This window comes from Photobacterium damselae, from assembly GCF_003026815.1.
Classification (GTDB): domain Bacteria; phylum Pseudomonadota; class Gammaproteobacteria; order Enterobacterales; family Vibrionaceae; genus Photobacterium; species Photobacterium damselae.
This window is the reverse complement of sequence record NZ_PYOG01000004.1, coordinates 178,971-196,295: the sequence shown is the minus strand read 5'-3', so window position 1 is coordinate 196,295 and position 17,325 is coordinate 178,971. Positions and strand designations below refer to the sequence as shown.

Genomic DNA, 17,325 nt, shown 5'->3' with positions numbered 1-17,325 from the left:
TGTTATTTCTTCTTATTGTTGAATTGGTTTGGTTGCAAAATCGTTGTTACACGCTCTTTGCTACCACTTTTCGCCATTAGACGTTGTTCATCAATTTTATAGGTGATGACATTACCTTTGATTTCACTGCCGTCTTGAGTAAGAACTGCATGGTCAGACATTTTTAGAAATTCTGTTGCAGTTTCATAACGCATTTTGCGAGCACTACCATCAATAGGCTTACCATCGTCCATTACTTGGTGGAATGTTGCTGGTGTACCGTAAGCATCAATAGTTTCTTGACCTTCTTTGCCTTGTGGGCGAGTCACAACCACTTTGTTCGCTCGAATATCAATAGAACCCTGACGCAATACAACGTTACCAGTGAACGTTACAATGTTTTTCTGAATATCTAGCTCTTGGTTATCTGAGCTGATATGAATCGGTTTTTCTGTATCTGTGCTTAGAGCCCAGCTTGATGTACTTAGGCATAGCAGGCACAGTAAAGTACTAATCTTTAGGTGTTTCATATATACCTTTCACATTATTAAGTAGTGTTGCCACATTGCGATCCATATTACCTTTTAAACCATCGCCTTCATTCTCAAAGCTAGTACCAGTAATAACAACGTGATCTTGAGTATCGAAATCTTTATTGACCAAGTTTAAGCGTAGATTATCTGTGCTGATCACTTGGATCGCAGATTCAGGTAATAAGTTAAAAATACGCACATTACCTTTCATTTCTAGCACTTGGTCTTGAGTTAACAGGGCATCATTTGCACTGACTCGCCATTCAGTTTTACTGCCATCTTGGTAGACCCAAAGGACAGGTTTGCTGAAGGTGGTGTTGCCACTAATACTAAAGTGCTCAATATGAGCAGAGTCAATTTGGTAGCTTCGTATCCCTTTTTCGTTATACGATGTATTGCTAACCACATCGCCTGTAAATACCGGTTTTTCGCTATCAATAGTAACTTGGTCATCACTCTGCCAGTGTTTTTGCAGCAAGTAATAACCAGACCATACAGCGACTAATACAACCAGTAGATAGCACAACCTTTTTAAGGTCATATACTTAAACCTTTATGTTTATCTAGTTCACCTTTTGCTTCCAAGATGAGGTCACAAACTTCTCGTACTGCACCATAGCCGCCTTGAATTCGAGTGATAAAATCAGCACGCTGAGCAAGAAGGGGGTGTCCATCAGCAACACAAACTGAGAGGCCTATTTTTGCCATAACAGGCCAGTCGATTAGGTCATCACCGATATAGGCAATATGCTGAGGTTCGATTGCGAGCTTATCGATAATATCTTGATAGGCTGTTAATTTATTATCTTGTCCTTGATAAATATGTTCAATCCCTAGTGCTTGCATGCGGTTTTCAACGATATTTGAACGTCGACCTGTGATGATCGCAACTTGGATCCCCGCATTCATTAGAGACTTAACCCCATAACCATCTCGGGTATGGAAAGTTTTCAGCTCTTCACCATTGTTGCCCATATAGATACGGCCGTCGGAAAAGACACCATCAACATCACAAATCAGCAGTTGGATTTGTTTTGCCTGGTTAAAGACATTTTGACTGACAGAGCCATAAATGGTTTCAACAAGTTGTGACATTAGATAACTCCAGCCTTAAGTAAATCATGCATATTGAGTGCGCCGACTAAACAGCTTTGTTCAGTTACTAGTAATCCATTGATCTTTTTATCTTCCATTAATTTTAGACCTTCAGCGGCTAAAAGCTGTGGTGAAATGGTTTTTGGATTACGAGACATAACGGTACCAATGGTGGTGTTATGAATATCAATATGATCATCCAGCAAACGGCGTAGATCGCCATCGGTGAAGATCCCAATGAGCTGTTGTTCATTATCAACAATCGCAGTCATACCCAGACCCTTACGAGAAATTTCTAGTAAGGCATCTTTAATCGTTGCGTGTTCTGTAACTATAGGCAGATCATCACCACTGTGCATGACATCTGAGATTCGCATCAGTAGTTTTCTACCTAATGCCCCACCTGGATGAGACAGGGCAAAATCGTTGGCCGTAAAACCTCGCGCTTCCATAATCGCAATAGCCAGCGCATCTCCCATAACCAGAGTTGCCGTTGTGCTGGAAGTTGGTGCAAGATTAAGAGGACATGCTTCTTTATCGACAGTGATTTGCAAATGGTATTGAGCCAGTTTCGCCATGCTAGATTCGGGTTTACCCGTCATAGCAATAAGAGGGATACCAAGACGTTTAATTACAGGCAGCAAAGCCAATATTTCAGAGGCTTCCCCTGAATTTGAAATCGCAATGACAACATCATTTTTTTTGATCATTCCTAAATCACCATGGCTGGCTTCTCCTGGATGAACAAAAAATGCTGAGGTTCCTGTACTGGCAAGTGTTGCCGCTATTTTATTACCAATATGACCTGATTTACCCATACCCATAACAATTACTTTGCCGCTACAGTTCAATATGAGCTCACAAGCATTAGCAAAATCTTGGTTAATATATTGGCGAATATTATTCAACGCGTGAATTTCAGTTTCGATCACACGTAGGCCATTTGCACAAAAGTCGAATTTTGGCATAAGTCCTCTCTTATTATTAAGCGGCAAGATTATAGAACAGATATGCTTGATAGGCGATAAAGCAGATCAATAGGATACCGCCTTCTACACGATTAATACGACGGTTTTTCCCTAGCGCCATAATCAGTAGTAGAACCGATACCCCTAACATAACATAGAAATCACGTCCCATAGCTAATGGACTGATTGCTGAAGGGTTTAAAATACCAGGAATGCCCATTACGGCTAAAATATTAAATACGTTAGAGCCGATGATATTACCTACTGCCATATCGTCTTCACCTTTAAGCACACTGGCTACAGAGGCAGCTAACTCTGGTAGGCTAGTACCGACGGCAATAATAGTTAAACCGATAACTAAATCGCTCATACCATAGTATTTTGCGATAGTAACCGCTGACTCAACGACCATATCAGAAGAGTAAAGCAGTAAAGCAAGACCAACAATAATCCAAATGAAAGAGGCGGTATTACTTACATTCTGTGGGATCTCTGACTCTTGTTCATCCACCATTACATCGCCTTCTTGTTTTGCTTTTTTGCTGATGTAAAGCATAGCTAAAAGAAACAGCACAAACAGAACAAGAAGTAATACGCCTTCAGCAAAGCCCAGATAGTTATCCCACAGCAAAGCGCCAGCAATCAAAGTAACCACTAACATAAGTGGTAACTCACGACGGATAATGGTTGAGCCGATAGCCAAAGGCTTTAGCATCGCTGTTACACCTAAAATTAGGGCGATGTTAGCAATGTTAGAACCTAAAACGTTTCCTACTGCAGTATCTGTTTTACCTGCAAGAGCCGCTGTTGCCGACACCATCATTTCAGGAGCAGAAGAGCCCATAGCTAGAATGGTCATACCGATGACAAGAGGAGCAACGCCCATATTTCTTGCAAGTGCCGCAGAACCGAATACAAGACGGTCTGCACTCCAAACAAGTAGAGCTAATCCAACACAGAGTAGAACAACGGCTTCAAGCATTTTTATCCCTTTAAACAGCAAGTAATTTGGTATTTAAACTAATCATAACGTGAGATTTAGCCAAATAATGCTTTGGGCTCGTCATTTTCAGAGCTTATCTCGGTCATTATGTTAGTTAAGGTGAATATCTGTCATTAAATGTAAGTCTTTAATTTTGACGGTATGAGCTGCAAAAGGGAAGTTATTAAGTAAATAAATCCTCTTTAATGATGTATTCGCCGCGATTTTTTCTAGTCTATCAAGGATGGGTTTAGTTTAAATTTGCTATCCTAAGAAGAATTGTAAACACTGTTCAATATTGTTTTACATTAACGTAAAATAGCTAATTGCAATTAAATGCATGACTTTTGTTGTGAAAATTTTTACTTCATTCAATAACTAGGTAGAATTGCGCCTATTTATTTTCTTCATTGGGCAGATTGTAAGCGGAGACTTGTTGGCCATGGATAAACAAGAAGCTCTGATTTCGGTTAAAAATATGACCTTTAGCCGAGGAGAGCGCAAGATTTTTGATAATGTTTCTTTAACTGTTCCTAAAGGTAAAGTGACTGCGATCATGGGGCCATCGGGAATTGGTAAGACAACATTATTACGTCTTATTGGCGGGCAAATCGCTCCTGATGAAGGAGAAGTGTGGTTCGATGGCCACAATATTCCTACTTTAGGTCGCAGTGCTTTGTATCAAGTACGTCAGCGAATGAGCATGCTCTTTCAATCTGGTGCACTTTTTACTGATATGGATGTATTTGATAATGTTGCTTTTCCACTACGAGAGCACACTCAGCTGCCAGAAGAGTTGATTCGTACTTTGGTACTACTAAAACTGGAAGCGGTAGGATTACGAGGGGCTGCACATCTGCAACCTAACGAACTTTCTGGTGGTATGGCAAGGCGTGCAGCATTAGCTCGTTCTATTGCTCTAGATCCAGAGTTGATCATGTATGATGAGCCTTTCGTTGGCCAAGATCCTATTACTATGGGGGTGTTGGTTGAGCTAATTGGCAGTCTTAATCAGGCATTAGGTATTACCTCTGTTATTGTTTCTCATGATGTACCAGAGGTAATGAGTATTGCTGATCATGTCTATTTGTTGTCTGGAGGCAAAGTGATTGGCAGCGGAAGTCCACAAGAACTTCAGGCTAATAGTGATCCTCGTGTCCGTCAGTTCCTTGATGGTGATGCTGATGGTCCGGTTCGCTTCCAGTTTCCTGCTCAAGATTTACAGCAGGAGCTCTTTGGTTCATCCAATGCGTGAAATCCGTATAAAGGATTAGAATGAATTTATGATTACAGATTTTATTGCTGCGATTGGACGTCGAACATTAAATCTTTGCAAAACGGTTGGTCGTGCAAGTTTGATGTTATATGGCGCGCTTATTTGTAAACCGCAGCCTCGGAAAATGTTTCCGCTATTATTAAAGCAGCTCTATTCGGTTGGGGTTCTTTCCATTGCCATTATCCTTGTCTCTGGCCTGTTTATCGGCATGGTACTGAGCCTACAAGGTTATATTGTATTAGTGGATTTTGGTGCTGAAACCAGTCTGGGGCAAATGGTTGCCTTATCGTTGCTACGAGAGCTAGGCCCTGTGGTCACAGCATTATTATTTGCTGGTCGAGCAGGTTCGGCATTAACGGCTGAAATTGGTCTAATGAAAGCAACCGAGCAGCTATCCAGTATGGAGATGATGGCGGTAGATCCGTTACGTCGTGTTATTGCACCTCGTTTTTGGGCTGGCGTTATCTCTATGCCATTACTGGCCATGATGTTTACAGCGGTAGGCATTTGGGGCGGCCAACTTGTTGGTGTGGACTGGAAAGGGATTGATTACGGTAGTTACTGGTCTGTTATGCAGTCATCGGTTGATGTGTGGTATGACATTGGTAACGGATTATTAAAAGCGGTTGTCTTCGCTATTACTGTAACTTGGATTGCTGTCTTCAACGGTTATGACGCTGTCCCAACATCTGAAGGTATTAGCCGAGCAACGACTCGTACGGTCGTAAATTCGTCGTTGGCCGTTTTAGGTCTAGATTTTGTATTAACCGCGTTGATGTTTGGTAACTAACGCAGTCATTGATTGGAATATATAGATGCAACAGAACAAACGTTTGGAGCTCTGGGTTGGCGCATTTGTCTTAGCAGGAATTGCTGCGCTGTTAGTGCTTGTTTTTAAGGTCGCTGATGTCAAAAGCTTCGGTAGTGATGAGACTTATACCTTAAAAGCCCACTTCGATAATATTGGCAGTTTAAAAGTACGTTCACCCGTTAAAATTGGTGGGGTAACTATTGGCCGTGTTACAGCAATCAACCTTGATGAACACTCATATACACCGGTTGTAACTTTGGCGATTGATAAACAATTTGGTTATTTCCCTGATACAACATCGGCTTCTATTTTAACGCAAGGGTTATTAGGTGAGCAGTATGTTGGGATCTCACCTGGATTTGTCGATGATGATGTCGATATGTTGAAAAATGGCGGCTTAATTGAAGACACCAAGTCAGCATTAGTTCTAGAAGATATGATAGGCCAAGTGCTATATAGCATTGGTGGCGATAGTAAAAAGTAGGAGTTAGATATGAAACTTTTCCGTTCTCTACTTATGTGTTTGCTCGCTCTGCCGATGTTGGCACAAGCAGCAACAGTAGATCAGACCAATCCGTACACTATGATGGATAAGGTCTCAACCACAATGTTCGCGCGCCTAAAAGCAGAACAAAAGCAAATTCGCTCAAACCCTGAAGAGCTACGTACGATTGTTAAGCAAGAATTATTGCCATACATCAATGTTCGTTACGCGGCATATAAGGTGCTGGGTTCGAATTTAAAAAATACCACTAAAGAGCAGCGTAATGCTTTTGTTACAGCCTTTTCTGATTATTTAGTGGCGTCATATGCTCAAGTATTGACTCAATACAGCGATCAGAAAATTGAAATAGAGCCAGCAAAAGCCATTCCAGCTGATCGCTCTATTATTTCCGTTCGAGTAGATATTATTGATCAATCTCGTCCACCAATTCGTTTGGACTTTAAGCTTCGTTTGAACAAAAAGACAAAAGAATGGCAAGGATTTGACATGGTTGCTGAAGGAGTGAGTATGATCTCGACTAAGCAGAGCGAATGGAGTGGTCAGCTACGAACTAAAGGCATTGATGCAGTAACTAAATCGCTACAAGATTTAGCTGCGAAGCCAATTCATTTCGAGGATAAGTAAGCATGACGGCACAAAAGATTGTGTGGCAGGCGCATGAAAATGGGGATTATTCCTTGTCAGGTGCGCTAGATCGTGACACAGTGCCCGACCTTTGGCAAAACCGTCAGAATTGGATGCCTCAGCAAGAAACAGTTCGAATCGATCTGGCTGAGCTAGCACGTATCGATTCTGCCGGTATGGTTATGCTGCTGCATTTAATCCAACAGTTACAACAAGCAGGGAGCACGGTTTCCCTGTGTCATGTTCCGCAGCAATTGATGACGTTGCTGCGATTAAGCCATGTAGAATCAATGTTTACGGCTTGCATGGAGTAAGTCGTTAAGAGGACAGCTTGTGGAAATTTCAGAGATCAAAGCCATTCTGGAAAGTGCCCTTGAACTAGACGAAGTGATCGTAAAGGGTGAAGGTAGCCATTATGAAGTGATTGCGGTAGGTGCAATCTTTGATGGTATGAGCCGAGTAAAAAAACAACAAACAATTTATGGCCCTCTGATGGGACATATTGCGGCTAATGACATTCACGCGTTAAGTATTAAAACGTTTACTCCTCAAGAGTGGGCGCGTGATCGTAAATTGATGTCGCTATAAGAGGTAGAAAATGCAGAAGTTTCGTATTCAAGGCGGTGGTCCGCTATGTGGTGAGGTTGCTATCTCTGGTGCTAAAAATGCCGCATTACCTATTCTTTTTGCTGCGCTATTAGCAGAAGAACCGGTTGAAGTAGCAAATGTACCAAAGTTACGCGACATCGATACAACAATGGAACTGTTAAGCCGTCTTGGTGCAAAAGTTTCCCGTAATGGCTCTGTTCATGTCGACGCAAGTGGCGTGAATGAGTATTGCGCACCTTACGATTTAGTAAAAACAATGCGTGCTTCTATCTGGGCTCTAGGTCCATTGGTGGCTCGTTTTGGTCAAGGTCAGGTTTCTCTTCCTGGTGGTTGTGCGATTGGTGCTCGCCCTGTTGATCTGCATATTACAGGTCTTGAGCAATTAGGTGCGACCATTACCCTAGAAGAGGGCTATGTAAAAGCGCATGTTGATGGTCGTCTAAAAGGCGCTCATATCGTGATGGATAAAGTGAGTGTTGGTGCGACAGTAACGATTATGTGTGCGGCAACATTAGCTGAAGGTCAAACCATCATTGAAAATGCTGCTCGTGAACCAGAAATTGTTGATACTGCTGATTTCTTAAAAGCGATTGGTGCGAAAATCACAGGTGCTGGCACAGATACTATTATCATTGATGGTGTTGAGCGTTTAGGTGGTGGTTATCACAGTGTGGTTCCTGACCGTATTGAGACTGGTACTTTCCTTGTAGCAGCTGCTGTATCTGGCGGTAAGATCGTATGCCGTGGTACGAAAGCAAGTCTAATGGATGCGGTGTTAGCCAAGCTTGAAGAGGCGGGTGCTAAGGTAGAAACTGGTGACGATTGGATCAGCTTAGATATGACTGATCGTGAGCTTAAAGCAGTAAATATTCGTACTGCTCCACACCCAGGTTTCCCGACAGACATGCAAGCTCAGTTCTCTTTGCTGAACTTAATGGCAAAAGGTACTGGTATTATTACGGAAACCATTTTCGAAAACCGCTTTATGCATATTCCTGAGTTGATCCGTATGGGCGCTCATGCTGAGATCGAAGGTAACACAGTTATTTGTGGTGATACCGAGGGCCTAAGTGGTGCTCAGGTAATGGCAACAGACCTTCGTGCATCGGCAAGCTTAGTAATTGCGGGTAGCATTGCAAAAGGCGAAACTATCGTTGATCGTATCTACCACATCGATCGTGGTTATGAGCGTATTGAAGATAAGTTTAGTGCGCTTGGTATGAATATCGAACGTATCAGTGAATAAGAGACTCTTAATTGCTTGATATAAAAAACCTCGCCAGTGTGCGAGGTTTTTTATATCTCAGAATGTTAATAGATCATATTTGTTAATGGTTATTCACGCCATTATCTAGCTTGGTGGTACTGGGGGAAGTTGCTGTACTGGCGGTTCAGGTTTTGTCCCTAAGTTCTCTGGTTTATTACCAATTAACACATCTAAAATCATTGGCTTACCATTGCGCAGTACTTTTACTTTGACATGAGTACCTGGGCGAATGTCGGTAACAATATCAAGAACACTGAGCATATCTTTAACTGGTTTACCGTCAATTTCGACCAAGATATCACGAACATGAATCCCAGCTTTTGCTGCCGGTCCATCTGGATTCATGCCCAGAACCAAGATCCCATTGATTTGATCTGCATCATATAAGCGTGCCATCACTGGGTTTATTTCACTGCCATCAATGCCGATATAGCCTCGAATCACACGACCATCTGCAATCAGTTTTTTCATGATCTTAATCGCTGACTCATAAGGTATGGCAAAAGAAATACCGTATGTTTCAATATTAGCAGGGTGGAAGGATGCAGTATTGATACCGACCAGCTCACCTTTAGTATTAACCAGAGCCCCCCCTGAGTTACCCTCATTGATTGCTGCATCGGTTTGTAAAAAGTCCTGATGGCCGTAAAAACTGACTCCAGAGCGTCCTGTTGCTGAAATGATACCAAAGGTTGTGGTTTGGCCCAGGTTATATGGGTTACCTATAGCTAAAACAACATCACCAACCGCCGCTTTATAGTTTGGATTAACGGGAATTACAGGTAAGTTTTCGGCATTGATTTTTAAGACGGCAAGATCGGTTTCTTGATCTTTACCAATCAATTGAGCGGTAAAGAAACGACCGTCTTGTAAGGCGACAATAACTTGGTCTGCCTGAGCGACAACATGGTAGTTTGTTAAAATATAACCTTTATCGCTCATGATAACGCCAGAGCCTAAACCTTGAGTGGTAAGCTTAAGGCGATCTTCGGTGTTATAGCGACGGTTATAAATATTAACAACAGCTGGTGATGCGCGACGAACCGCATAGTTAAAAGATAACTGTGAGCTTGAGTCGTCATCACTAATAGAGACCGTTGGAGCAGAGATTATATTTTGACGTAAATCAGGAACAGCTAGCAGTAAAATTGCAGCAGTGGCAAGGCCTAGCAAAACTGAACGCCCAAGAAAAGCCAGCATTAAAGTTCCTCTGAAAAAAGCTCGGAAAATAAAATCTACAAAAGGTGCTCAAGAATAGCATTACAGCGAAGAGATAACCAAATTGAATCCATAAAAAAGCCCCAGTTTACGTGAACTGAGGCTCAATCAATGGGGATTAGAGTATGATTAACGCATGATTAAATACAATACGCTATCACCACGTTTAACTTCCATTGCAAGTACGTTTGGTTTTTTCTCAAGCGCCTTACGAAGTTCGCCAAGGTTTTTAATTGGCTGACGGTTTAGACCAATAATAATATCGCCCTTCTTCAAGCCATAGCGAGCCGCAATAGATTGTTTGTTCAGCTCGGTTACTTTAACTCCGTGAACTTTATCTTCTGGGCTAGTATTAGCAAATTCAGCACCGGCTAAGCTTTCATGCAGATCATCAGCTTTAACTTGAGTCTGTTTTGCCGCTTCTAAAGTCACAGGAACATTCAGCTCTTTACCATCGCGAATTAGGCCTAGTGTTACTTTTTTACCAGCACCTAGAGTTGCAATTTTTGCGCGTAATTCACTGAAAGTGCGAATCGGCTTATTATTGACTGAAACAATAATATCACCCGCTTTTAGACCAGCTTTTGCCGCAGAGCCTTCAGGAAGTACTTGGCTTACAAACGCACCGTGATTCGTCTTATAGCCAAAGGTTTCAGCTAGCTCAGAGGTTAGCTCACCACCAGTAACACCCAGAACACCGCGCTTAACTTGACCAAATTCGATAAGTTGATCTGTTAAGTTTTTCACCATATTAGCAGGGATTGCAAAACCGATACCGACGTTACCACCGTTAGGGCCAAGAATCGCGGTATTAATACCAATTAACTCACCATTTAGGTTTACTAAGGCACCACCTGAGTTACCGCTATTGATTGGCGCATCAGTTTGGATAAAGTTTTCGAAGTTCTCGATATTTAAACCACTACGACCAAGTGCGGAAACAATACCTGATGTTACTGTTTGTCCTAGGCCAAATGGGTTACCGATAGCAACGGCAAAATCACCTACGCGAAGATTATCAGAGTCAGCGAGTTTGATAGCCGTAAGATCTTTGGCATCTTCTAATTGCAGCAGCGCAATATCAGACATTTTATCGGTACCAAGCAGCTTTGCTTTTACCTCACGTCCGTCAGAAAGCTGTACTTTGATGGTATCTGCGCCATCAACAACATGGTTATTGGTAACGACATACCCTTTTTTAGCGTCAATAATGACCCCCGAGCCTAACCCTCTAAATGGTTGTTCTCGTACTTGCTCGGTAGGGAAATCTGGACCAAAGAAAAAGCGATAAGCCTCAGGTAGGCGCTGTTTGGAAACGTGTTTGCCTTCAACTGCAATGCTTACTACAGCTGGTGTTACTTGCTCAAGCATTGGCGCAAGGCTAGGTACTTGTTGATTATTAACGGCGGTAGGTAACGCCGCAGTTGCCGTCATCGGGGTGACAACTGAACTAATACCTAAAGCCAGTGCACTTAAAACAAGCAGAGGTTTTCTCATTATTTCTTCACTCCAGTAATATCTGTCCCAATAAGACTGATAGTCTGGAGTGAAGTTCCTAGTCACAATTATTTATTCCATGAAATTGTGATAAGAGTCATTAAAAATGTGTCCTAGCTCGCAACTTTAGCTTCAGGGGCTTTTTCTGGCTCTGAAGCAACTTCTGATTTGTCCTCAGTTTTACCACTAAACAAGCCAGTTGCACCATTGGCATAATCACGCGGCTGGTCCTGAGTCTTATCATCACTATGTTCGGCTTTAACTGCTGTTAAGTTGCTAATACGATGAGCAAATGGGTTATCTTGAGCTGGTAGGTTTGGCATTAACTCTGTGGAGGTTTTGGCCATATGCTCATACAGTTTGCTGTAATCTTTTGCGACGTTATCGAGTAGCTCGGCGCTACGAGCAAAATGATCAACCAATTCTTGACGATATTGCTCCAATTCATAACGTGATTTGTCTAAGTCTTTCTTTAATTCTTTTTGTTGCTTTACGTTTTTATTACCTAATCGAGCGACGAATGCACCGATCAATGCGCCGACTACAAAAATTAATAGCGCAGGAATCCAAGTCATAGCCATACATGCTCCTTGTGACTTCAATAATATTTATCTTTCGCTGTCCTATTTACTCAAAACCAGGCCAGCCGTCATAATGATTTTCTATTTGTGTGAAAGGAGTCGTGTTTCTTCTTTCAAATTCACCAAATTGATAATAAGTAAGGTTAAGGATGACGCCAATAGAAAAATATCAGTTGGATCTGAAACAACCCGATTTTGTTGCAGATCCGTACCAAGCGGCCGTAATAGAACAATTTGATGAGTTATACCAAAATTTACTTCAGCAAAAACCAGAGCAAGCTAAAGTTTCATTTTGGCATCAATGGTTCCCCCCATCACAACAAGCGAAGAGCGTGCCAATTAAAGGCTTATATTTATGGGGAGGGGTTGGAAGAGGGAAAACTTACTTAATGGATCTGTTTTTTGAGACATTACCTACTCAACGTAAACAGAGAATCCATTTCCATCGTTTTATGCAGTATGTTCATCGCCAGCTAGGGCAGCTAGAGCAACAAGTTGATCCATTAAAAGAGGTTGCGAAGACCTTAAATAAACAGATAGATGTGTTGTGCTTTGATGAATTTTTTGTCTCGGATATCACCGATGCCATGATATTGGCTAACCTGTTTGAAGCCTTATTTGCACAGGGGATTATTTTGGTGGCAACGTCGAATATTCCCCCACATGACCTTTATCGAAATGGCCTACAAAGAGCTCGCTTTTTACCGACTATCGCGCTGCTTGAGCAACATTGTAAGGTAATTCATTTAGATTCCCCGACCGATTATCGATTGCGTCAATTAGAGCAAGCTAAGCTTTTTTATTATCCATTAACCGATGTGGTTGCAGAGCAGTTACAACAGGCTTTTATTTCGTTATCGAGAGAGCCTCGGATTTATGGGCAGCCGATTCATATTAACAATAGAGCGATCGCTACATTAGGGCAGGCGAGTGATGTGTTGTATTGCCAATTTTCAGCTCTGTGTCAAACCGCTCGTAGTGCTAATGATTACATTGAAATTGCACGTTTATATCATACGGTGATAGTTGAAGGGATCCCGATGATGGATGATGGCCAAAATGATGCGATGCGGCGTTTTATCGCATTAGTGGATGAATTCTATGAGCGACGAGTTAAGTTGCTGATTTCATCTCAAATTTCAATAGAGCATATGTATCAAGGTACGTTATTGCGATTTGAGTTTGAACGCTGCTGTTCACGGCTAATTGAAATGCAAAGTCATGATTATCTGGCACAACAACACCGCCCATAAACCTCAAATCGGGTGAGTATGAAAATGTCGAAAAAGTAGTGTTTACGGTGAGAAAATTAGCGAGAAAGAAAAAATTAGATTTTTTTTTGGAAAAAAGGTGATTTTTTCTCCACCCTTCTCTATAATCTTGCGACCCACCGTACCTGTAACGGCAAATTGTCGTGAGTGCCAACCACTCGAAGGGGTGATGATTGGGCTCTTACAGAGGGGCCATCAATCGGTGGTCCTATGAAAGTGAAACTATTTAAATTATTGGGTAAGAATTAGCATGAAAACTTTCGTTGCTAAACCAGAAACTGTAAAACGTGACTGGTATGTTGTTGACGCTGAAGGTAAAACTCTTGGTCGTCTAGCAACTGAAATCGCATCTCGTCTACGTGGTAAGCATAAGCCGGAGTACACTCCACACGTTGACACTGGTGACTACATCGTAGTTATCAACGCAGAAAAAGTTGCTGTAACTGGCGCTAAGAAGACTGACAAGATGTACCACCACCACACTGGTTACATCGGTGGTCTTAAGTCAATCAGCTTTGAGAAGCTAATTGCGAAGAAACCAGAAATGGTTATCGAAATCGCTGTTAAAGGCATGCTTCCTAAAGGTCCTTTAGGCCGTGCTATGTACCGTAAGCTTAAAGTTTACGCAGGTACTGAGCACAATCACGCTGCACAGCAGCCTAAAGTTCTAGACATCTAATTGGGGATTATGACAATGGCAGAGAATCAATACTACGGCACTGGCCGTCGCAAAAGCTCAGCTGCTCGCGTTTTCATTAAACCAGGCACAGGCAACATCGTAATCAACAAGCGTAGCATCGAAGAGTACTTCGGTCGCCCAACAGCTCGTATGGTTGTTCGTCAGCCTCTTGAGCTAGTTGAAATGACTGAGAAACTTGACCTATACATCACTGTTAAAGGTGGTGGTATCACTGGTCAATCAGGTGCAATCCGTCACGGTATCACTCGCGCTCTTATGGAGTACGATGAGACTCTACGTCCTGCTCTACGTGCAGCTGGTTATGTTACTCGTGACGCACGTCGCGTTGAACGTAAGAAAGTTGGTCTACGTAAAGCACGTCGTCGTCCACAGTTCTCTAAGCGTTAATATCGCTTTTCAGATTTTATATCTGGAACTGTGTACAGAAAAGCTCAACCTCCGGGTTGGGCTTTTTCTTTATCTATTGTTTTTATTTTAATGACATTGTGTAACGTCATTTATCATTCTTATCTGAAAGCCCACCTATCTCTCACATTTATGGCAAACCCTAGTCTATAACTTGTTATTAACAGGTCTTTTCTTTATCCTTTTATGTTAACAATAGTTTAATATTGTAATAACTATTGATAATAAAGTGACGAAAATGATGGTTGTAATCGTTCGCTAATACGCTTCTTTTGCGTGCTGATGCCAGTAGTTAACAGCCATACAGGACGTAACATATGAGGTAAAGTCGTTAACACTCCGGAACTAATAGGGACATAACAATAATCCGTACAGGAGTACAAGGGAGAATGTTGAATGAGCAATACGCCGATCAGTAGTGGCAGACGTCGGTTTCTTACCGTTACCACCTCGGTTGTGGGCGGTTTAGGTGCTGCAGCTATTGCGGTTCCATTTATTAAATCGTGGAACCCAAGTGCAAAAGCAAAAGCCGCTGGAGCCCCAGTCGAAGTTGATATCAGCAAGCTAGAAGAGGGGCAGATGATCCGAGTTGAGTGGCGAGGTAAGCCTGTTTGGGTGGTTCGTCGCAGTGACGCAGTATTGAAGCAATTAGAAGGACACGATGAACAATTACGAGATGCTGCATCGGATGAACCTCAACAACCTGATTATGCAAAAAATGCTTATCGCTCTGTTAAGCCAGAAATTTTCTTAGCGGTTGGTATCTGTACTCACCTTGGTTGTTCGCCAACCTATTTACCCAATACTTTTAGTGAACAAGTCAGTGGTATCGCATCTGGATTTTTTTGTCCGTGTCATGGTTCCAAATTTGATATGGCGGGCAGAGTCTTCTCTGGTGTTCCAGCCCCTTTAAACCTTGTGGTGCCACCTCATACATTTCTTGATGATAATACGATTTTAGTCGGTGTTGATGGGGAGGAGGTTGCCTAATGTCTGGATTTTCTGCTTGGCTTGAAAAACGCCTTCCTGTGATGAATGCTTACAAAAAGCATCTGTCAGAATACCCAATGCCAAAGAATTTTAACTTCTGGTATCTGTTTGGTTCCCTTGCAATGTTGGTCTTGGTTAACCAGCTTATTACCGGAATTTGGCTTACGATGAACTATGTTCCTTCTGGAGAAGGGGCGTTTGCATCGGTTGAATATATTATGCGTGATGTCGATTATGGTTGGCTATTACGTTATATGCACTCTACCGGTGCGTCAGCATTTTTTGTGGTGATCTATCTCCATATGTATCGGGGCCTGATTTACGGCTCGTATCAGCAACCTAGAGAGCTGCTATGGCTATTTGGTATGTTGATTTTCTTAGTCTTAATGGCTGAGGCTTTTATGGGGTATCTACTGCCATGGGGGCAAATGTCGTACTGGGGAGCACAGGTTATCATTTCTCTTTTCGGTGCGATCCCTGTCATTGGCGATGATTTGACCCTTTGGATCCGCGGAGATTATGTTATTTCTGGAGCAACGCTCAACCGATTCTTTGCGCTTCATGTTATTGCCTTACCTATCGTCTTACTACTACTTGTGGTTCTCCATGTTTTAGCATTGCATGAAGTGGGATCTAATAACCCTGATGGTATCGAGACTAAACTACCAAAAGGAAGCAAAGGAGAAGGGTATAGTCCGCAATTTAAGTTCCATAAGTACTACACCAAAAAGTACGACATCATTGATTCGATCCCATTTCACCCTTATGGCACAGTAAAAGATCTTATTGGTGTAGCGGTATTTGCTTTCTTATTCAGCTATGTCATTTTCTTTAATCCTGAGATGGGAGGCTATTTCCTTGAGCCACCTAACTTTGAAGCTGCTAATCCGTTAAAAACACCTGAGCATATTGCTCCCGTTTGGTATTTCACGCCATTTTACGCCATCCTGCGAGCGGTGCCTGATAAGCTATTAGGTGTAGCGGCGATGGGGCTTTCTATTATCATGCTGTTTTTATTACCTTGGCTTGATCGTTGTAAAGTTCGCTCTTTTCGTTACCGCAGTAAGCTTCATTTAGCCAATATTGCCCAATTTACCGTAAGCTTTGTTGCGCTAGGTATTTTAGGTGCATTACCGGCAACTCCAACCTATACCTTGCTTGCCCAAATCTTTAGTTTTGCTTACTTCATGTTTTTTGTTTTGTTGTTCTTCTACAGCAAAAATGAAGCGACCAAACCATTACCAGAGAGGGTGAATTACAAATGAAAAAATGGTTAATAGTTTTCTTTGCATTTATTCCTTCATTGGTATTGGCTGCTGGATCCAATGTTTCGCTGGATCAACCAAACAATGATCTTCGAGATAAAGCATCGCTACAAAAGGGGGCTAAATTATTTGTTAATTACTGTTTAGCCTGTCACTCCATGCAGTATCAACGCTATGAGCGAGTGGCGAATGATTTAGCGATCCCGCCTGATCTTATGATGGAGAATTTGGTTTTTGATGAAAATGCCAAAATTGGTGATCTGATGACAAACAGCATTTCTCCTGATTACGCTGCAGCATCGTTTGGTGCGCCAGCTCCTGATTTAACTATGGTTGCTCGGGTTCGGGGGACAGATTGGCTCTATACTTATTTACGTTCGTTTTATGCCGATCCATCTCGTCCATTTGGGGTGAATAACTTAGTCTTTCCAAGCGTAGGTATGCCTCATGTTCTAGAAGAGCTACAAGGTGTGCCAAATAAAATTTATGAAACTAAGCTGATTGATGGTGAAGAAGTTCAAGAATTTGTTGGAATTGAGTCAGATGGCACAGGAGAGTTAAATCAAGAAGAGTATGATCAAGCGATTCGCGATTTGGTGAATTTCCTTGAGTATTCTGGTGAACCTATGAAACTCGAACGTCAGCGATTGGGCTGGTGGGTAATGGGATTTATCGCAATTTTCTTTATTTTAGCCATACTGTTGAAGAAAGAATATTGGCGTGATGTCCATTAGTAAGGTAATCTAGTG

21 protein-coding genes are annotated in these 17,325 nt (G+C 42.0%); 13 read left to right on the top strand and 8 right to left on the bottom strand.

All coding sequences use genetic code 11. The features are described 5' to 3' along the window. Positions 1 to 2: 2 nt before the first annotated feature. From lptA to CTN07_RS06510, 5 genes are read right to left on the bottom strand one after another with little or no spacing between them, the layout of a single operon-like run. Positions 3 to 509, bottom strand: a complete 507-nt coding sequence (gene lptA, locus CTN07_RS06530) for a lipopolysaccharide transport periplasmic protein LptA (protein ID WP_036764766.1) — start codon at positions 507 to 509, stop codon at positions 3 to 5. After that, positions 490 to 1,053, bottom strand: a complete 564-nt coding sequence (lptC, locus tag CTN07_RS06525) for an LPS export ABC transporter periplasmic protein LptC (protein ID WP_005303677.1) — start codon at positions 1,051 to 1,053, stop codon at positions 490 to 492. Before lptC ends, lptA begins: the two co-directional genes overlap by 20 nt. Continuing rightward, positions 1,050 to 1,607 (bottom strand): 3-deoxy-manno-octulosonate-8-phosphatase KdsC, encoded by a 558-nt coding sequence (gene kdsC / locus CTN07_RS06520; RefSeq protein ID WP_005303680.1) that lies wholly within the window; start codon positions 1,605 to 1,607, stop codon positions 1,050 to 1,052. The genes lptC and kdsC overlap by 4 nt, the downstream gene beginning before the upstream one ends. Next, positions 1,607 to 2,575, bottom strand: a complete 969-nt coding sequence (locus CTN07_RS06515; protein WP_005303683.1) for a KpsF/GutQ family sugar-phosphate isomerase — start codon at positions 2,573 to 2,575, stop codon at positions 1,607 to 1,609. The genes kdsC and CTN07_RS06515 overlap by 1 nt, the downstream gene beginning before the upstream one ends. A gap of 16 nt (positions 2,576 to 2,591) precedes the next feature. Continuing rightward, entirely contained in the window at positions 2,592 to 3,557 is a 966-nt protein-coding gene (locus CTN07_RS06510; RefSeq protein ID WP_005303686.1) for a calcium/sodium antiporter, read from the bottom strand. Between the two features lie 442 nt (positions 3,558 to 3,999). On the opposite strand from CTN07_RS06510, the gene mlaF reads away from it, so the two are divergent. Genes mlaF through murA form a run of 7 tightly spaced genes read left to right on the top strand, consistent with a single transcriptional unit; the run spans position 4,000 to position 8,628 of the window. After that, complete coding sequence (gene mlaF / locus CTN07_RS06505; protein WP_005303689.1) at positions 4,000 to 4,812, top strand: phospholipid ABC transporter ATP-binding protein MlaF; 813 nt, start codon at positions 4,000 to 4,002, stop codon at positions 4,810 to 4,812. Between the two features lie 28 nt (positions 4,813 to 4,840). Continuing rightward, positions 4,841 to 5,623 carry a lipid asymmetry maintenance ABC transporter permease subunit MlaE gene (gene mlaE / locus CTN07_RS06500; RefSeq protein WP_005303692.1) on the top strand — a complete coding sequence of 261 codons (783 nt, stop codon included), beginning with the start codon at positions 4,841 to 4,843 and terminating at the stop codon, positions 5,621 to 5,623. Between the two features lie 25 nt (positions 5,624 to 5,648). Beyond that, positions 5,649 to 6,128, top strand: coding sequence for an outer membrane lipid asymmetry maintenance protein MlaD (gene mlaD, locus CTN07_RS06495; protein WP_036764769.1), 480 nt, complete (start codon positions 5,649 to 5,651; stop codon positions 6,126 to 6,128). Positions 6,129 to 6,137: 9 nt separating this feature from the next. Then, complete coding sequence (gene mlaC / locus CTN07_RS06490) at positions 6,138 to 6,773, top strand: phospholipid-binding protein MlaC (protein ID WP_005303694.1); 636 nt, start codon at positions 6,138 to 6,140, stop codon at positions 6,771 to 6,773. A gap of 2 nt (positions 6,774 to 6,775) precedes the next feature. Then, entirely contained in the window at positions 6,776 to 7,087 is a 312-nt protein-coding gene (locus CTN07_RS06485) for an STAS domain-containing protein (protein ID WP_036764771.1), read from the top strand. A 19-nt stretch (positions 7,088 to 7,106) separates the two neighbouring features. Further along, on the top strand, positions 7,107 to 7,361 hold the full coding sequence (gene ibaG / locus CTN07_RS06480; protein ID WP_005303697.1) for a BolA family iron metabolism protein IbaG: 255 nt from the start codon (positions 7,107 to 7,109) through the stop codon (positions 7,359 to 7,361). Positions 7,362 to 7,371: 10 nt separating this feature from the next. Continuing rightward, a complete protein-coding gene (gene murA, locus CTN07_RS06475; protein ID WP_005303700.1) occupies positions 7,372 to 8,628 on the top strand; it encodes a UDP-N-acetylglucosamine 1-carboxyvinyltransferase in 1,257 nt (418 codons plus the stop codon). 105 nt (positions 8,629 to 8,733) lie between these two features. Here murA and degS read toward each other — a convergent pair whose 3' ends face one another. From degS to zapG, 3 genes are all read right to left on the bottom strand, one after another. Next, complete coding sequence (gene degS / locus CTN07_RS06470) at positions 8,734 to 9,849, bottom strand: outer membrane-stress sensor serine endopeptidase DegS (protein WP_005303703.1); 1,116 nt, start codon at positions 9,847 to 9,849, stop codon at positions 8,734 to 8,736. A 147-nt stretch (positions 9,850 to 9,996) separates the two neighbouring features. Beyond that, positions 9,997 to 11,364: a Do family serine endopeptidase gene (locus CTN07_RS06465; RefSeq protein WP_171027371.1), complete on the bottom strand. Its 1,368-nt coding sequence runs from the start codon at positions 11,362 to 11,364 to the stop codon at positions 9,997 to 9,999. A gap of 113 nt (positions 11,365 to 11,477) precedes the next feature. Next, positions 11,478 to 11,939, bottom strand: coding sequence for a Z-ring associated protein ZapG (zapG, locus tag CTN07_RS06460; RefSeq protein ID WP_036765272.1), 462 nt, complete (start codon positions 11,937 to 11,939; stop codon positions 11,478 to 11,480). Between the two features lie 155 nt (positions 11,940 to 12,094). Between zapG and zapE the strand changes: the two genes are divergently transcribed. From zapE to CTN07_RS06430, 6 genes are all read left to right on the top strand, one after another. Continuing rightward, the gene (gene zapE / locus CTN07_RS06455) at positions 12,095 to 13,198 is read left to right on the top strand and encodes a cell division protein ZapE (RefSeq protein ID WP_005303712.1); all 1,104 of its coding nucleotides are present in this window, start codon (positions 12,095 to 12,097) and stop codon (positions 13,196 to 13,198) included. A gap of 268 nt (positions 13,199 to 13,466) precedes the next feature. Next, positions 13,467 to 13,895 carry a 50S ribosomal protein L13 gene (gene rplM / locus CTN07_RS06450; protein ID WP_005303716.1) on the top strand — a complete coding sequence of 143 codons (429 nt, stop codon included), beginning with the start codon at positions 13,467 to 13,469 and terminating at the stop codon, positions 13,893 to 13,895. Between the two features lie 15 nt (positions 13,896 to 13,910). Then, the gene (gene rpsI, locus CTN07_RS06445; RefSeq protein WP_005303719.1) at positions 13,911 to 14,303 is read left to right on the top strand and encodes a 30S ribosomal protein S9; all 393 of its coding nucleotides are present in this window, start codon (positions 13,911 to 13,913) and stop codon (positions 14,301 to 14,303) included. A 414-nt stretch (positions 14,304 to 14,717) separates the two neighbouring features. Continuing rightward, a complete protein-coding gene (gene petA, locus CTN07_RS06440; protein WP_005303722.1) occupies positions 14,718 to 15,311 on the top strand; it encodes a ubiquinol-cytochrome c reductase iron-sulfur subunit in 594 nt (197 codons plus the stop codon). Continuing rightward, the gene (locus CTN07_RS06435; RefSeq protein WP_005303725.1) at positions 15,311 to 16,576 is read left to right on the top strand and encodes a cytochrome b; all 1,266 of its coding nucleotides are present in this window, start codon (positions 15,311 to 15,313) and stop codon (positions 16,574 to 16,576) included. Before petA ends, CTN07_RS06435 begins: the two co-directional genes overlap by 1 nt. Then, the gene (locus tag CTN07_RS06430; protein ID WP_005303728.1) at positions 16,573 to 17,310 is read left to right on the top strand and encodes a cytochrome c1; all 738 of its coding nucleotides are present in this window, start codon (positions 16,573 to 16,575) and stop codon (positions 17,308 to 17,310) included. Before CTN07_RS06435 ends, CTN07_RS06430 begins: the two co-directional genes overlap by 4 nt. Positions 17,311 to 17,325: the final 15 nt, after the last annotated feature.

Excerpts from the sequence above, each read along its gene's own strand:
- lptA (WP_036764766.1), bottom strand. The coding sequence starts at position 509 with ATGAAACACCTAAAGATTAGTACTTTACTGTGCCTGCTATGCCTAAGT.
- lptC (WP_005303677.1), bottom strand. The coding sequence starts at position 1,053 with ATGACCTTAAAAAGGTTGTGCTATCTACTGGTTGTATTAGTCGCTGTA.
- kdsC (WP_005303680.1), bottom strand. The coding sequence starts at position 1,607 with ATGTCACAACTTGTTGAAACCATTTATGGCTCTGTCAGTCAAAATGTC.
- CTN07_RS06515 (WP_005303683.1), bottom strand. The coding sequence starts at position 2,575 with ATGCCAAAATTCGACTTTTGTGCAAATGGCCTACGTGTGATCGAAACT.
- CTN07_RS06510 (WP_005303686.1), bottom strand. The coding sequence starts at position 3,557 with ATGCTTGAAGCCGTTGTTCTACTCTGTGTTGGATTAGCTCTACTTGTT.
- mlaF (WP_005303689.1), top strand. The coding sequence starts at position 4,000 with ATGGATAAACAAGAAGCTCTGATTTCGGTTAAAAATATGACCTTTAGC.
- mlaE (WP_005303692.1), top strand. The coding sequence starts at position 4,841 with ATGATTACAGATTTTATTGCTGCGATTGGACGTCGAACATTAAATCTT.
- mlaD (WP_036764769.1), top strand. The coding sequence starts at position 5,649 with ATGCAACAGAACAAACGTTTGGAGCTCTGGGTTGGCGCATTTGTCTTA.
- mlaC (WP_005303694.1), top strand. The coding sequence starts at position 6,138 with ATGAAACTTTTCCGTTCTCTACTTATGTGTTTGCTCGCTCTGCCGATG.
- CTN07_RS06485 (WP_036764771.1), top strand. The coding sequence starts at position 6,776 with ATGACGGCACAAAAGATTGTGTGGCAGGCGCATGAAAATGGGGATTAT.
- murA (WP_005303700.1), top strand. The coding sequence starts at position 7,372 with ATGCAGAAGTTTCGTATTCAAGGCGGTGGTCCGCTATGTGGTGAGGTT.
- degS (WP_005303703.1), bottom strand. The coding sequence starts at position 9,849 with ATGCTGGCTTTTCTTGGGCGTTCAGTTTTGCTAGGCCTTGCCACTGCT.
- CTN07_RS06465 (WP_171027371.1), bottom strand. The coding sequence starts at position 11,364 with ATGAGAAAACCTCTGCTTGTTTTAAGTGCACTGGCTTTAGGTATTAGT.
- zapG (WP_036765272.1), bottom strand. The coding sequence starts at position 11,939 with ATGACTTGGATTCCTGCGCTATTAATTTTTGTAGTCGGCGCATTGATC.
- zapE (WP_005303712.1), top strand. The coding sequence starts at position 12,095 with ATGACGCCAATAGAAAAATATCAGTTGGATCTGAAACAACCCGATTTT.
- rplM (WP_005303716.1), top strand. The coding sequence starts at position 13,467 with ATGAAAACTTTCGTTGCTAAACCAGAAACTGTAAAACGTGACTGGTAT.
- rpsI (WP_005303719.1), top strand. The coding sequence starts at position 13,911 with ATGGCAGAGAATCAATACTACGGCACTGGCCGTCGCAAAAGCTCAGCT.
- petA (WP_005303722.1), top strand. The coding sequence starts at position 14,718 with ATGAGCAATACGCCGATCAGTAGTGGCAGACGTCGGTTTCTTACCGTT.
- CTN07_RS06435 (WP_005303725.1), top strand. The coding sequence starts at position 15,311 with ATGTCTGGATTTTCTGCTTGGCTTGAAAAACGCCTTCCTGTGATGAAT.
- CTN07_RS06430 (WP_005303728.1), top strand. The coding sequence starts at position 16,573 with ATGAAAAAATGGTTAATAGTTTTCTTTGCATTTATTCCTTCATTGGTA.